The following is a 14,344-nucleotide window of genomic DNA, read 5'->3' on the forward strand; positions in this document are numbered from 1 at the left end:
TATGTCAAAAGTGATGTCAGAACAGGAACACAACCGACTGTCCAAAATCTACACCCGAACCGGGGATAAAGGCACCACGGGTTTGGGTGACCAACGACGGGTATCCAAAGCCCATGCCCGAATTGAAGCCATCGGCGCTGTTGATGAATTGAATACCTGGATGGGTTTGCTGATCAGTGAGCTGAAAGAGGCTCAGATCATGCGTCATCGATTACAAAAGCCCTTGGAAAACATTCAACATCGGTTGTTTGATCTGGGTGGTGAATTGGCCATGCCGGGCTATCAGCTGATTCAGGAATCCTTTGTGACGGATCTTGAGCATTTGCTGGATGAATTAAACGACAATTTGCCAGCACTGGAAAATTTTATTTTACCCGGTGGCTCCCGCCTGACTTGCAACTGTCATATGGTGCGAACCATCTCCCGTAGAGCTGAACGCAGAGTGATCGCTGCTAAAGAAGCGGGTGAAGAGATTAATGCGCCGCTGATGCAGTACCTCAATCGACTGTCGGATTTAATGTTTGTTCTGGCCAGAGTGGTTGCCAGACAGTCCGGTGGTGAGGTGCTCTGGCAGCAGTCTGAAAAGCAAAGAATTTAATGAGTAACTTTTAGGGTAATGCGGTGAAAAAGCAATTGATCCGTGAGTCAAACCTGCAGTCATTTTGTCAGGGGAATACGCTTTATCTGCAACCGGGCTATATTTTATCGCCGGGTGCGCTGGATAAGGCTCGTGATCTGGGCATCAAGGTTTGTCGCAATGATGAGGCTGTTGGTAATGAGCATCCTTCCGCTGTAGTAGCTGAGTTTGCATCACAAGCAATGTCTGCAGGGCATGAATTTATCATGCCTCGTCAAAGCCTTCTGGGCTTTGGTTGTTTGAATAAGGGCATTGAGCGTCTGAAATCATTGAATTGTAAAAAAGTTCTGGTGGTGACAGATGCGGTGTTGAATCAAACCGGACTGGTTGGCACCGTGACTGACCGATTCTCTGCCAGAGGTATTGTTTCGGTCGTTTATGACGGTACACAGCCAAACCCGACAACGACCAATGTCAGTGAAGGGCTTTCCATCTTAAAACGTCATCAGTGTGACGCTGTCGTTTCACTTGGCGGTGGTTCACCCCACGACTGCGCCAAAGCCATTGCATTACTGGCAACCAATGGCGGCGAAGTGGCGGACTACGAAGGTGTGGATAAATCCACACACCCTTGTCTGCCACTGGTCGCTATTAATACGACAGCCGGTACTGCATCTGAAATGACTCGTTTCTGCATCATAACCAATGAGCGGAGCCATATTAAAATGGCCATTGTTGATCAGAATGTGACGCCAGCCATTGCGATTAATGATCCGGAATTAATGCTGGGAATGCCTGCCAGTTTGACGGCGGCAACAGGGATGGATGCACTGACTCATGGGGTTGAAGCGTTTCTGTCGTCCAGTGCCAGCCCAGTTACCGATGCGGTAGCCAGTAAAGCTATTAAGCTGGTGGCGGAATACCTGCCCCGTGCCGTCAAAGACGGAGCTGACCGGGAAGCCAGAGAACAAATGGCTTATGCCCAGTACATGGCGGGGATGGCGTTTAACAGTGGTGGTTTGGGTTATGTGCATGCCATGGCTCACCAGTTAGGTGGCGTTTATGGTTTGCCTCATGGTGTCTGTAATGCGGTGCTGCTTCCTCATGTCATGATGTACAACCTTTCTACCAGTGCTGAGAAATTGTCGGACATCGCCCGTTATATGGGTTGTGACGTATATGGTATGGATGCCCATAATGCTGCTGTTCTAGGCATAAAAGCAGTCTGTAAATTGCTGCTGGAAGTTGGTGTGCCAGGTGGGCTTTCTGAGCTTGGCGTTAAGGCAGAAGATATTCCTCTGATGGCCATCAATGCTTTACGAGATGCCTGTGCAGCGACCAATCCAAGACAAGGCACTCAGGCAGAAATTGAGCAGATTTTTAAGAATGCTCTTTGAGTTATAAAGGTTTTACACTCGCTCCCGAAGCTGTTGCAAAAGCTCTGGTTCCCACGCGGAGCGAGGCTGTCGCAAAACCCCTGGTTCCCATACTTCTAACCCATTGTAATTAAAGGCTATGCATTCCCACGCAAAGCATGGGAACGAGATGTTTGGGGTTTTGCGACACCCTCGGAGCATGGGAATGAGGTGTGAGCCCGATGTTACCTCTCATTCAATTTTAAAAACTGATTCAAATCAATTAAGAAAAAACACATCTTATTGATTTGGTGCAAATATCGTCTCACTGAGCACTGATATTATGTGATCACTTTTTATTATTGATGTTGTGCGAAGTGTTTCTACGTATAAATGTTTCGCTTTTTCTTTCCCTGTTCCGGAAATACCATGGATTTAGTTGAACTTGTCCGACAGGCCGGAGTGGTCGGTGCTGGTGGCGCCGGTTTTCCTACTCATGTCAAATTAAACGCAGAAGCGGAATACCTGATCATTAACGCTGCGGAGTGTGAACCACTGCTGCAAACGGATCAGTTCCTGATGCGTGAGCGTACTGCAGAATTGATTGGTGGGATTTTGCTGGCTAAGCGTCAGATCAAAGCCACAAAAGCCGTCATTGCCGTAAAAGGTAAATACGCTCAGGAAGTGGCCTGCCTGAAAGAGACCATTACTCGCCTTGAGGCCGATATCGACATTCATGACCTGCAGAACTTTTACCCTGCCGGTGATGAACAGATGACTGTATTTGAAGTCACTGGTCGTTCAGTGCCACCGGGCGGTATTCCACTGAATGTGGGCTGCGTGGTTTCAAACGTGATGACCATGATCAACGTCTTTGAAGCCAGCCAGAATATTCCGGTGACGGATAAGTACGTTTCGGTTTTGGGTGAGGTTCGTGAGCCAAGGCTGATTAAAGTGCCTCTGGGTACACCATTTGAAGCCTGCCTTGAAGCTGCCGGTGGTACCACTATTAGTAATTTTTGCATTATCCGTGGTGGCCCAATGATGGGCGGCGTGGTGAGTCAAGAGCAGCTTGCTGGAATGACCATTGGTAAAACCGATGGCGCGCTGATTGTGATTCCGGCGGATCACTATCTGGTAACCCGCGCGACAGAAACAGAAACCCAGATTATCAATCGTGCCAGAGCCTGTATTCAGTGTGGTTTTTGTACAGAACAGTGCCCACGCTATTTGATTGGTCATCCACTGCACCCGCACAAAATGATGAAAGCGGTGAAGTACGCAGAAGAGATCAATGAAAGCCATCAGGAAGCTCTACTGTGCTGTGGCTGTGGTGTTTGTGAAATGTACTCCTGCCCGATGGGTATTTCTCCACGGAAGGTGAATTTCTACATCGCCAATAAACTGCGTGAGAAGGGCATTCGTTATCAGCATGACGGCAGTGAGATCATTGCCCGTGATGGTCGTGAATTCAGAAAGGTACCCCCAACCCGCCTGATTTCTCGTCTGGATTTGAACGACTACGATCATCAGACACTGCGCGAATACCGTGAAGTCGCAATGGATGAAGTGTTTGTATCACTGCGTCAGCACATCGGTGCTCCAAGTCAGGCGGTGGTGAGTGTTGGTGATCAGGTAGCTAAAGGGCAGTTGATTGGTGCAACTCCTGAAGGCCAATTGGGCTCAATGATTCATGCCAGCCTTGCTGGTCGGGTTGTGAGTGTTGATGAGCGTCAGGTTGTGATTGCCCGAGGATAATCAGAATGAGTAAAGCATTAGGTCTGCTGGAATTCACCAGCATTGCAAAAGGTATGGAAGCTGCCGACGCCATGACGAAAGCGGCGGATGTGCGACTGGATGAAGCCAAAACGATCTGTCCGGGCAAATACCTGATCATCGTTTCCGGCGATGTGGCAGCGGTAAAAGCATCTGTTGAAGTGGGTGAAGAAGTGGGTCGTCAGACCATCGTCGATCGTTTGATCATCGCCAATATTCATGAAGAACTGTTGGCTGGCCTCAGCGGCTCTAACGACATTAAAGAAGTTAACTCTATTGGTGTTATTGAGTTCTTCAGTGTGGCATCTGCAGTGATTGCGGCGGATGCTGCAGCGAAAGCGGCGGACGTGAAGATGATTGAAGTTCGTCTGGCCATGGCTATTGGTGGTAAGTCGTTTATTGTGATGACCGGTGAACTGTCTGCGGTGAACGCTGCTGTGGATTCTGGCGTAATGGCGTCGAGAGACGCGGGAATGCTGATTGGTAAAACGGTGATTCCTTCGCCGACTAAAGAGTTTTTCCATAAGTTGCTTTAGATGTTATGGCAAAACTCCAAATATCTCGTTCCCATGCTTTGCGTAGGAATGCATATCCCTGAATTTTCAACGGGTTAGAAGCATGGGTTCCCACGCTGAGCATGGGAACCAGGGTTTTTGCGACAACCTCTTTAGTTCCTACAGGGTCTTGAAAATCTAAACCGTATTGCCTGCTATGAGGTGGCAGATATGGTTCTAGCTTAGAACTAGTGTCCGGTAAAATAGGTCGAATAACCTGACACCAGTTTTTTTGATATCGACTTTAGTTTCTCAGAGCTCTAAGGACATTAGCTTTATAAAAATCAGCACAGAGCCGGGTTATTTCATTTATTTCTCGGTTGGTCAGATTCTTCGAGAGAAAAGGTTTTATTGCTGAAGCAATCCTTGCCTTGTAAAAATCGCCTGTTTCCGAAACCGCCGTTTTTAAGAAAGTAAATGAGACCTTGGAGTTTCTATCTACCGCAGCATTGAATGCACCTTCTTTATAAAAGTCAGATATATTCCTTAAGACATCTAAAAGCCGTTCATCATCAAACTCTGCACCGGTTGAGTTGGCAGAGCCTGCTGCTGATAAACCGAAGCCTCCTTTCGATTAGGGTATTGATTCAGCATAACTTGGAAGGAGGTTTGTTGGTACTTGTTGACCTCCTTCCGATGAGGATATTGATTCAGCATAACTTGGAAGGAGGTTTGTTGGTACTTGTTGACCTCCTTCCGATGAGGATATTGATTCAGCATAACTTGGAGGGAGGTCTGTTGGTACTTGTTGAAAGGAGCTTATGGCGTGAGTTTGCCTAATCGGTAGGCTGTTGAGTATAGCACTCCGATAGGATCGGCTACAATCTTGAACGATATTATTGATTAATTGTGGTGAAGGTTCGGCTGATAAATAAGGTTTAATGGCTTTAATAATGTCTGCCTTGAAGCGATTGCTTGCGCCAGAGACAATAGCATACAAGGCGTCAGGTGTTACTAATTGCATGCTATTTTTCAATAAGCTGCTAATTACTGCCACTTTGCAACTATTACTGCATGAGTTGACAATCTGAACAGCCATTAGGTTTGAGGGTGTCTCTACAAGATAAGTTTTCAAGGCGGTTATAAGCTCTTCTTTATAACGATTACTTATATTGTTTATGATTGATGAAAAGGTCTCGATACCCAGTTTATCGGTCTTCGGGTCAAGCAGTGACTGAATAATTGTTGCTTTATCTGAATTAGAAACCATTGGCATAATTGCCATTATCAACCGATCTTTTGATGAACCGGTAAGTTCCTCGCCAGTAAACCGGGGTTTTAAAGTTTGTAATATTTTAACAATATCACTGCCATTGGATTCTCTGATAAAAGATTGCAGTTGCTCAAAATTGATAGTAAATGAGTGGGTGTCTGAATATTTTTGAATGATTATGGCTTTATGGTTGTCTGGGACCTGAGTAAGAAGGTCAGTAAAAAACGTTAGATCGTCTGGAGATGTAGGAGTATTCAGATCAGCATCACACAAGGCTGCTAATCCTGATGGTAATAGATTAAGACTCTCTAGATTGCTAAAAGGATTGTCATTCTCTGATGGGTCAGAAACCCATATGCCCTGATGATAACAGCCGCTGTAGTTAATGCCATCCACCATGCACCTTATTGAGCCTGAATGGCAAAAAATATTGGGCGGCGGCTGGTTGTTTCTGGTTTCAGGCAGAAGATCAACAGGCGGTGCACTAGGGAAATTCGCACTAACTGACGGTTGTTGTTGATATTCTGATTGCTGAAGTACCTTTGCTAACTCTTCGTCACTCGTTGTATCGGGCACGGATTCTGAGATTTCCGTGCTGCGAACCACTCTTTCAGCAACTTCAAGCTGCCTGTCTTCGCTCATCTTTTCTTCTTCGCCCAGAGAGTTAAAGCAAGAGTGCATGCTGTCAGGAGTAGGAGTTGCACTGCGATTGTGCAAATGCTGGTCGCTGGGCATAGTCTCCCTGTTTTCTATTGGTTCTCTAACTGAGCATGCAGATGCCGACGCTACTGCATGGTTATGGAAATTGCGCGGCCGTGGGGTTGCTCGAGAGTCTGGTGAGTTTCTCGAGCGTGGGGCAGGGGTTGGTCGATAGCTTGAATCAGTCACGTTATTTGGATTCATCACAGTTCTCTCGTTGAGTTGTTAAGTTTATTAAGACCGCGAATAAGGTAATAAGTTCGATATTTTTATAGCTAAATCGAGAAATAAGGTGGTGACTGCGCGCCAGAAATAAGTTTCAACTTTTTTCCAGCGGCGAAGTTCTCAGCTTCCGCATTGAAACTACTGGAGGTAGCAAAGACTCCAAAAGGCACATCATCAGCCGCCATAACTCCAAACAAATTTGGGCTCAATGATTCATGCCAGCCTTGCTGGTCGGGTTGTGAGTGTTGATGAGCGTCAGGTTGTGATTGCCCGAGGATAATCAGAATGAGTAAAGCATTAGGTTTGCTGGAATTCACCAGCATTGCAAAAGGTATGGAAGCTGCCGACGCCATGACGAAAGCGGCGGATGTGAAGATGATTGAAGTTCGACTGGCTATGGCTATTGGTGGTAAGTCGTTTATTGTAATGACCGGTGAGCTGTCTGCGGTGAACGCTGCTGTGGATTCTGGCGTAATGGCGTCGAGAGACGCGGGAATGCTGATTGGTAAAACGGTAATTCCATCTCCGGCTAAAGAGTTTTTCCAGAAGTTGCTGTAAACATTAAAGGCCATCAGCAAGTAGTAGCAATTACACCTTGCTGATTCGATCATTTTAGCCAAAGGGTATGGTAAATAGGCAGCATCGCTGCACCTTTGGCCGAAATGGCTTCACCAAATTCTGAAACCACAATTTCAGGTGCTCTTGAGGTGGGGTACGCTTCAAATTCACGAGCATAGTCTTCTTTAAAACTATCTACGACTTTTCCAAGAATGTCCTTTGGCATCTTTCCGCCAAAGACAATCACTTCCGGATCAATCCAGTTAATGCACGACAGGGTGGCGAGTGAAACGGTGTCCCGAATATTCGTTAGCCATTGGTTCACCGCAGGGTGATCTGCATTGATGGGATCAATTGTTAAGCCCTGCTTATGTAGCTCATTATTGAGACTGGTGAAAGAAGGCCTGATTCCAGTGGGTGAAAATCCACCAATTTCGCCGGCATTGCGTGAAAAGCCGGGCATGAGTTTGCTATCGATGATGACACCGCCCCCGAACCCGTGGCCCATTTCAATAAAAGCCATGGAGGATGCTTTGTTCCATTGTCCAGAATAAAACTCACCCAGAGCCGCTGCGTTCACATTGTTTTCAACCCAGGTAGGCGCGTCGACGTTTTTTTGAAATTCTGTTTCCAGATTCAACGTGCGCCAGTGTTTTAGCGGCTCTACACAGTGCCGATGTATGCCATCCATCATAAAACCACTGACGGAGTAACCTACGCCAATCATGCGGGCATGGTTAAGAAAGTTGCTCTTCAATGTCAGCTCGATAAGCTGCTGGACTTGTTCCAGTGTTTTTGAAAAAGGCTGGGCTTCGTCGTGAGGTTGGCGAGTGGTGACAATGCTTTCCCCTTTCAGGTTCAGCACGGTCAAATCAATAAAGCCCATACTGAACGAAATTCCGACAGCAATTGCACCTTTCTCATTGATCAGCAGGGGGAGAGAAGGCTGGCCGCGATGACCTTTGTTCTTTTCTCCCTCACGAATCAAACCAAGATACGAAAGCTCTTTGCAGTTTTGAGTGATGGCGCCAGCCGTCAGGCCTGATAACTTACTGATCTCTGATCGTGTAATCTGATCATTACGACGAATCAGATCCAGTATCATCTTCTGGTTAGTGGATAGCGTCAGTGGTTCAACTCTCATTTACTGCTCTCGAATCTCATTTTGCTATGTGATGTTTCCTGTGTTTATACAGGTTCCAGTCCGGCTTGTTTAATAAAGTCTTTCAGGTATTCAACATCATCGTGGCAGAGAATATCGATTAACCCTTCCTTTAGCCAACTGGATATTTCTTCTTTGGAATTCTGCCCCCATGTTTTGTCATAGAGCTCCGTTGACGTCATACCTTCCGGTGCTGTGTGCAAAAACATGCGAGAGGTCAGACCGGCTTTTTTATAAGCCCTGCCATCTTCCGGAGAGTAGTAATGGTATTCGGTGCAGACTGAGTAAGCGTTGGAGCGGGTCACGGCATCCAGCTGATCTGCGTATCGAGCCAGTGTCACGACTTCGAGTTTTAACTCGGGCAGTCGTTCCTTCACTTTATTGATATTTACATGGTTAAACGACAGAAGAAGAGCGTGTTCGGTTGAGCCTGGTACCGCTTTAAAGGCGTTAACGATGGCATTGATGTTATGTTCAGAGGGTTCACGGTCTTTCATCTCGACAATCAGACCAACCCCGCTATCAACAGCCCATACCAAAACGTCCTTCAATAATGGTATTTTTGTGCCGGTAAACGCTTCTGAGTAATAAGAACCAAAGTCGTATTCCAGTAACTCAGCATAAGTTAAATCACGGACAAAACCGGTGCCGGTGGATGTTCTGTTAATGCTGGGATCATGGATAACAACGACCTCACCGTCTTTGGTGACATTCACGTCTAGTTCGATACAGCTGGTGCCCGCCTCAACTGCTCCGATAAATGCCGGCATCGTGTTTTCTGGGTATTTGGCGCAGTATCCCCGATGGCTTGCAGCCAGAACCTTACCAGATCCCGAAACATGAAAGTTAAACGACATCTTAAACCTGCTTTTCTGTGTTGACTAAATGATGGGTGGCTACCGAATTTTGTTCGCATGGTATGGCTGATTAAGTGAGCAGTACCCGTGGAATATCGGCATTTACATTTTCATAATAAATTTAACAGGTATATTTAAACTTCCCAATAGTTATTCATGCTGGTGCGAGTTCATAACACTTTGTTTATTGATTTGGATCATATCTAACCCATTATTGACAAAATCTAACTAGAGGTCGGGTTGTTTCAAACATAGAATAACTTCGTTAGATAAATTTAATAGAGTTCGGAAAGCTGTTTGATAGATGCTGTATTGCCCATCTGCCCAGCAGAGAATGATATGAACTCGGGTAATTTTCCTGGATCAGGTAGTAAGTATGTCCAAGTTAACGATTCAAAACTTAACAAAGACATTTGATGGTAATTTTTACGCATCCAAAAATATTTCATTTACTGCTGAGCAGGGTGAATTTGTCACATTGTTAGGGCCAAGCGGTTGCGGTAAAACAACCCTCCTGAAAATGATTGCCGGGTTTCATACTCCGGACTCTGGTGAGATCAGGATTGCGGATCAGGTGATAAATGATATTCCGCCTGAAAAACGCAACACGTCCATGTGCTTCCAGTCTTATGCGTTATTTCCTCATTTAAGTGTCTCCCATAACATTGCTTTTGGTCTTAAACAGAAAAAAATCCCTCTTGCTGAACAGAAGCAGCGTGTGCAGGAAGCGCTGGATCAAGTGGGGCTTAATGAGCATGCCCATAAAATGCCGGCTCAGTTATCCGGTGGTCAGCAGCAGCGAGTGGCATTAGCCCGAGCGATGGTGAACAGGCCGGATGTTATTCTGTTCGATGAACCGCTTTCCAATCTGGATGCCAAGTTAAGGGAATCTGTCCGATTCGAAATCAAGGAGCTGCAGCACCGTTATAACCTCACGGCGATTTATGTGACTCACGACCAGGCTGAAGCGCTGGCGATGTCGGATAAAATCGTGGTGTTGAATAAAGGTTGTGTGGAGCAAATTGGCACGCCCGAAGAAATTTATTACAGCCCGGCGAACTCGTTTGTTGCGGACTTTATCGGCGCTGCCAATATCACTGAAGCAACAGTTCTACCTGCGGAAGATGATGGTTTTTACGACGTCAGTTGTTCACTGGGCGACTTCCGGATCAAGTCCGACAAAGCCCCTGCAGCGGATCGAATCAATGTGTTCTGGCGCCCAGAAGATGCTGAGATTGCACGTCCTGGTGATACTAATACGTTTACCCTGAAGATTGATAAGTTCGCTTTCCTTGGGAACATGACGGACCTGTTTGCCCGTCTCGAAACCAGTAATGAATTGATTCGGGTTCAGTTGCCGAAAAAACCGGCGTTTGATGAGAATAATACGGTGACCTTCAAGATGCCTGAAAACGGTATCCGTTTTCTTGAGAAGGTGAATCCATGAGCAACGCGTCTATCAAAGAGGATTTAAAAGCCTGGGCGCTGATGGCTACAGGATTGGGGATGATCCTGATGCTCATGGGCTCCACCCTGTATATGGCGGTTGCCCAGAGCTTCGGATTCTACAATCTGACCGGTGAAAGTGGCTTTTCCCTTGAATACTGGCAGGCAGCGCTGAGTGATGACATTGTTTTCAGCTCATTGTTGTATTCCATGAAGGTGTCGTTTATTGGCGCTATGGGCTCCATCGCGCTGTCTTATCCATTGGCTATCTGGCTGCGAAAGCCAATGGCAGGAAAAGAAATCATTATTGGTGTCTTGCGTGCTCCCATGTTTGTCACCGGGTTGGTGGCGGCGTTTCTCTTCGTTAATATCATTTCCTATCACGGCATACTGAACCAGTTGATGATGTGGTTGGGTTTGATTGATAAGCCCATCCGCATGCAAAACGATTCGTTTGGCTGGGGTGTTATCTTCTTACAGATTTGGAAAAACCTGCCTTTTGCCTTGATTCTTGTCAGTGGTGCGGTGAACTCTATTCGTTCCGATGTGCTGGATGCCGCCAGCGATCTTGGCGCCGGTCAATTCCGAAAGTTGGTGGATGTCATCATCCCATTATCCATTCCTGCCGTTCAGGCGGCTTTCATCTTGATCTTTATTGGTGCTCTGGGTGACTTCTCATTCTTTGTGATTGCCGGACCCAGAAACACCTATTCACTGTCCATGCTGATGCAACTCTATGCCAATGAATATATGGAATGGAACACGGCTGCGGTAATAGGAATGATCATAATTCTGATGTCTGGCGTTATGGCTGTATTAACAACACTGCTGACCAATCCGCTGGCCTTTAAAAAAGGACGGTTAAAGTGATGAGCGAAACAAAAAACGGCAAATTGATTGCTCGAATTTCTCTGATTTTCTTTTTGGTGGTTAATTTTTTCTGGCTTTTTCTTCCTTTGGCGATGGCGGTGCTCTGGTCCCTTGTTGATCCGGATCATGCCTGGAGTTATCCGGATGTGCTGCCGCCTGTGCTTTCTCTGGGGCGCTGGGTGGATGTGTGGCAGAACACATCATTGAGTGAAGCGCTGGTTAACAGTTACACCATCGCGCCTGTGGTTGGCGTTGTTACGATCTTGCTGGCCATGCCTACAGCATACGCTTTTGGTCGTATGGAATTCAGAGGACAAAAAATTGCTGAGCTGATTACTCTGATTCCTCTGGTGATGCCGGGCATGATGGTGGGTATCTTCTTCAGTGCCACGTTGATCAACCTTGAGATTGATAGCCCGTTTATAGGGATCGTTCTTGGACATGTGGTTCTGTCATTACCCTATGCCATCCGGATTATGAGCGCGGGCTTTAAGTCCGTACCTCAGGATTTGATAGAAGCCAGTCGTGACATGGGTGCCAGCCATTGGCAAACGTTTAAGCACGCGTTTCTGCCAATGCTCAAGCCGAGCTTTCTCGCCTCCATCATTTTCTGTCTGGTGAAGAGTATTGAGGAATTCAATATCTCATTTGTGCTGGGTGCGCCGGATTTTGTAACGGTACCGACCATTCTTTTCTCGTTCCTGGGATATAACTTTGTACGCCCGGATGCCGCGGTGGTCTCTTTGATTCTGCTGGTGCCTAACGTGCTGTTGATGATTGTTATAGAAAGACTGTTGAAAGGTAATTATTTATCTCAGTCTACCGGTAAAGCTTGACCCATGTTTGTTTGAGCAACATTTGACGTAGTTAGTAGTACGGAGAGTATATGAAAGCGAAACTGTTATCTCTGGTATTGGGTTCGATTGTGGGTGTGGCATCCAGTGTCGCCAGTGCGTACGACATTGGTTCGATGTCTATTGATGAGATCGAGGTTCAGGCAAAAAAAGAAGGTGAAATGACATTTTCTGTCTGGTATCTACAGGATCAGTGGCGAATTTTCGTACGAGAATTTGAACAAGAGTATGGCATTAAGGTTCGTATTCCTGAAGGTACCCTTGAAGGGAATATGAAAAAGATCATTGCCGAGAAGGATCGTGATACTGGGCGTATGGATGCCGTTGCTATCAGTCTGGATCGTGCTGATATGTTCCGCAGGATGGGTATGCTGCTGGACATGAGTGTGATTCAGGATGGTTATCGTAAAACAACTCTTTCCGGTGAGCCACGGGATAACAAGGCCTTTGCCTTCTGGGGAAATCAGATTGGTTTGGCATACGACCCGGATCGTGTTGATGAATCTACTTTGCCGCAGACCTTTGAAGAAATGAGTGACTGGATTAATGAGCATCCAGAACAATTTGGCTTTAATGATCCTAACGGTGGTGGTGCTGGTCAGGCGTTTATTCAATCAGCGATTCGTAATTTGGCACCAGTTGCAAATTATACTCAGGATAAAGTCGATGCAAATGTGACCAAAACCTGGGAGCCAGTCTGGAGTTGGTTTGAATCTACTGAAGGTAAGTACGTTCTTACCGCATCCAATGCGGATAGTCTGTCTCGTCTGAATGATGGTGAGATCGCTATAACACCGGCGTGGGAAGATCATATGGACGGTTTGCAGCAAAAAGGGGCTGTGGCTGAGCGGATGAAGATTTATATTCCTGAGTTCGGTATGGGCGGCAGTGGCAACATGGTGGTTGTGCCGGTTAATGCAAAACACAAAGCGGCGTCTGTTTTGTTTGTGCAGTGGCTGACGTCTAAAGAAACCCAGAGTCGTATGAATGAGATGTTTGGTTCTGCGCCGCAACATCCTGAGTCCGATGATTCTAAGTCTTTAATTAGCAAAGGGCAGAGACAAAATTCCACTGATTTCTTTTCCAATAACTACAAGAATGCGTCTATTCGAGCGTTCCTTGAAGAAATCATTATGTGACCTATGATGTGCTGACGGTTAGACCTCTCAATCTAACCGTTGGTTGCTTCTTTATCTGTCTTGCGAGCCGAAATTTATGATGATGTTAATGGCCCTGGCAGCGCTTCTTCTTATTGTTACTGCTTTTCTAACGCTACTTGAATCAATTCTTATTTATGTTGATGATGTCAGGCTTGCAGGTATTTTGAGTGCCCGACCGCCTCGGCAACAGCTTTTGAAAGAAATTGTACAAAATAAACAATCTTACCTTTCATCAATGGTGTTATTGATCAATCTGATCAGTATTGGCGGAAGTGCAATCATCGGTGGGGTGGCAGCAAAGTATTTAACCGATTCCTATCTGGTTATGTTCTCAATGCTACTGACTTATGTCATGTTAGTGTTCGCAAAAATGTTACCCAAATTACTTGGGCCGCAACTAGCGAGTAAGACCCTTCCCAAAGCGTCGCTATTTCTTCGAATCATTTATATCGGTGTTGCGCCCTTAAGATGGGTGACCATGATTTGGGCTCGTTTGTTCAAGGTGAAAGATCCGCAGGGGCTGTCTATTCATGAGCTGAAATACATATTGCGTCAATTAAACCATGATGGTGTGATGAGGAAGGATACAAGGCGGGCGCTTGAATATGTGCTGGCATCTGAGAGCAGAGCCATTGGTGAGCTGTCTAAGGTAGCGGATAAAAACTGTCTGGATTGCAGGGCAACGGTCACTTCGGTGAGTGAACTGGTAGCAACACTGAATCGGAAATGGTATCTGCTCATGGATTCAGGCAGTGCTATTGCTGTTGTGTCCCATCGCGCCATATTACGAACAATGAACATGGGTGGTGGAGATGTGATGCTGGAAGAGATTGGTAATGACGTCAGCTTCCTCGATGCTAATACTTCACTTCTTGAAGCATTAAAGGTGATGAAGAAAAACAAAGTGAATTTGTGTGTTGTGACGGGGATGGGGCAACCAAGAACAATTAGCCTGAAAGCTATCTATAAAGCAGTTTTGAAAAAAGGGAAAAAGTAGTTCGGAGGGCGACGACATCTCGTATGGATGTCGTCGTATAC

Annotated in this window: 14 protein-coding genes; 10 read left to right on the forward strand and 4 right to left on the reverse strand. The window is 46.1% G+C overall.

Annotated features, from left to right (window positions below):
* The first annotated feature begins 1 nt into the window (after position 1).
* The 4 genes from AKL11_RS08725 (at position 2) to AKL11_RS08740 (ending at position 4,244) form a co-directional block, all read left to right on the forward strand.
* Positions 2-598 (forward strand): cob(I)yrinic acid a,c-diamide adenosyltransferase, encoded by a 597-nt coding sequence (locus tag AKL11_RS08725; RefSeq protein ID WP_095210311.1) that lies wholly within the window; start codon positions 2-4, stop codon positions 596-598.
* A 23-nt stretch (positions 599-621) separates the two neighbouring features.
* Entirely contained in the window at positions 622-1,974 is a 1,353-nt protein-coding gene (locus AKL11_RS08730) for an iron-containing alcohol dehydrogenase (protein ID WP_095210275.1), read from the forward strand.
* A 387-nt stretch (positions 1,975-2,361) separates the two neighbouring features.
* Positions 2,362-3,690 carry a 4Fe-4S dicluster domain-containing protein gene (locus AKL11_RS08735; RefSeq protein WP_067516500.1) on the forward strand — a complete coding sequence of 443 codons (1,329 nt, stop codon included), beginning with the start codon at positions 2,362-2,364 and terminating at the stop codon, positions 3,688-3,690.
* Between the two features lie 5 nt (positions 3,691-3,695).
* A complete protein-coding gene (locus AKL11_RS08740) occupies positions 3,696-4,244 on the forward strand; it encodes a BMC domain-containing protein (RefSeq protein ID WP_067516502.1) in 549 nt (182 codons plus the stop codon).
* A 592-nt stretch (positions 4,245-4,836) separates the two neighbouring features.
* On the opposite strand, the gene AKL11_RS08745 is transcribed toward AKL11_RS08740, so the two are convergent.
* Both AKL11_RS08745 and AKL11_RS26620 read right to left on the reverse strand, forming a co-directional pair.
* Entirely contained in the window at positions 4,837-6,210 is a 1,374-nt protein-coding gene (locus AKL11_RS08745) for a hypothetical protein (RefSeq protein WP_067516504.1), read from the reverse strand.
* Between the two features lie 239 nt (positions 6,211-6,449).
* On the reverse strand, positions 6,450-6,752 hold the full coding sequence (locus AKL11_RS26620) for a restriction endonuclease (protein ID WP_366556853.1): 303 nt from the start codon (positions 6,750-6,752) through the stop codon (positions 6,450-6,452).
* On the opposite strand from AKL11_RS26620, the gene AKL11_RS08750 reads away from it, so the two are divergent.
* Entirely contained in the window at positions 6,685-6,957 is a 273-nt protein-coding gene (locus tag AKL11_RS08750) for a BMC domain-containing protein (protein WP_067516506.1), read from the forward strand. The genes AKL11_RS26620 and AKL11_RS08750 overlap by 68 nt on opposite strands.
* A gap of 49 nt (positions 6,958-7,006) precedes the next feature.
* Here the strand turns inward: AKL11_RS08750 and AKL11_RS08755 are convergent, their stop codons facing one another.
* Positions 7,007-8,101 (reverse strand): ROK family transcriptional regulator, encoded by a 1,095-nt coding sequence (locus AKL11_RS08755; RefSeq protein WP_067516508.1) that lies wholly within the window; start codon positions 8,099-8,101, stop codon positions 7,007-7,009.
* A 44-nt stretch (positions 8,102-8,145) separates the two neighbouring features.
* Positions 8,146-8,976, reverse strand: a complete 831-nt coding sequence (locus tag AKL11_RS08760; protein WP_067516510.1) for a glycerophosphodiester phosphodiesterase — start codon at positions 8,974-8,976, stop codon at positions 8,146-8,148.
* Positions 8,977-9,352: 376 nt separating this feature from the next.
* Here AKL11_RS08760 and AKL11_RS08765 point away from each other — a divergent pair, with 376 nt between their 5' ends.
* The 5 genes from AKL11_RS08765 to AKL11_RS08785 are packed head-to-tail and all read left to right on the forward strand — an operon-like array spanning position 9,353 to position 14,303.
* Positions 9,353-10,423 carry an ABC transporter ATP-binding protein gene (locus AKL11_RS08765; protein WP_067516512.1) on the forward strand — a complete coding sequence of 357 codons (1,071 nt, stop codon included), beginning with the start codon at positions 9,353-9,355 and terminating at the stop codon, positions 10,421-10,423.
* A complete protein-coding gene (locus tag AKL11_RS08770; protein WP_067516514.1) occupies positions 10,420-11,292 on the forward strand; it encodes an ABC transporter permease in 873 nt (290 codons plus the stop codon). Before AKL11_RS08765 ends, AKL11_RS08770 begins: the two co-directional genes overlap by 4 nt.
* Positions 11,292-12,128: an ABC transporter permease gene (locus AKL11_RS08775; protein WP_067516515.1), complete on the forward strand. Its 837-nt coding sequence runs from the start codon at positions 11,292-11,294 to the stop codon at positions 12,126-12,128. The genes AKL11_RS08770 and AKL11_RS08775 overlap by 1 nt, the downstream gene beginning before the upstream one ends.
* A 50-nt stretch (positions 12,129-12,178) precedes the next feature.
* A complete protein-coding gene (locus AKL11_RS08780) occupies positions 12,179-13,285 on the forward strand; it encodes an extracellular solute-binding protein (RefSeq protein ID WP_067516517.1) in 1,107 nt (368 codons plus the stop codon).
* Positions 13,286-13,328: 43 nt separating this feature from the next.
* Entirely contained in the window at positions 13,329-14,303 is a 975-nt protein-coding gene (locus AKL11_RS08785) for a CNNM domain-containing protein (protein ID WP_157673477.1), read from the forward strand.
* Positions 14,304-14,344: the final 41 nt, after the last annotated feature.

Source organism: Endozoicomonas ascidiicola (genome assembly GCF_001646945.1).
GTDB lineage: Bacteria > Pseudomonadota > Gammaproteobacteria > Pseudomonadales > Endozoicomonadaceae > Endozoicomonas > Endozoicomonas ascidiicola.

Coding starts and splice junctions, on each gene's coding strand:
- AKL11_RS08780 (WP_067516517.1), top strand. CDS start 12,179: ATGAAAGCGAAACTGTTATCTCTGGTATTGGGTTCGATTGTGGGTGTG.
- AKL11_RS08755 (WP_067516508.1), bottom strand. CDS start 8,101: ATGAGAGTTGAACCACTGACGCTATCCACTAACCAGAAGATGATACTG.
- AKL11_RS08770 (WP_067516514.1), top strand. CDS start 10,420: ATGAGCAACGCGTCTATCAAAGAGGATTTAAAAGCCTGGGCGCTGATG.
- AKL11_RS08750 (WP_067516506.1), top strand. CDS start 6,685: ATGAGTAAAGCATTAGGTTTGCTGGAATTCACCAGCATTGCAAAAGGT.
- AKL11_RS08725 (WP_095210311.1), top strand. CDS start 2: ATGTCAAAAGTGATGTCAGAACAGGAACACAACCGACTGTCCAAAATC.
- AKL11_RS08735 (WP_067516500.1), top strand. CDS start 2,362: ATGGATTTAGTTGAACTTGTCCGACAGGCCGGAGTGGTCGGTGCTGGT.
- AKL11_RS08745 (WP_067516504.1), bottom strand. CDS start 6,210: ATGCCCAGCGACCAGCATTTGCACAATCGCAGTGCAACTCCTACTCCT.
- AKL11_RS08740 (WP_067516502.1), top strand. CDS start 3,696: ATGAGTAAAGCATTAGGTCTGCTGGAATTCACCAGCATTGCAAAAGGT.
- AKL11_RS26620 (WP_366556853.1), bottom strand. CDS start 6,752: ATGGCGTCGGCAGCTTCCATACCTTTTGCAATGCTGGTGAATTCCAGC.
- AKL11_RS08775 (WP_067516515.1), top strand. CDS start 11,292: ATGAGCGAAACAAAAAACGGCAAATTGATTGCTCGAATTTCTCTGATT.
- AKL11_RS08765 (WP_067516512.1), top strand. CDS start 9,353: ATGTCCAAGTTAACGATTCAAAACTTAACAAAGACATTTGATGGTAAT.
- AKL11_RS08760 (WP_067516510.1), bottom strand. CDS start 8,976: ATGTCGTTTAACTTTCATGTTTCGGGATCTGGTAAGGTTCTGGCTGCA.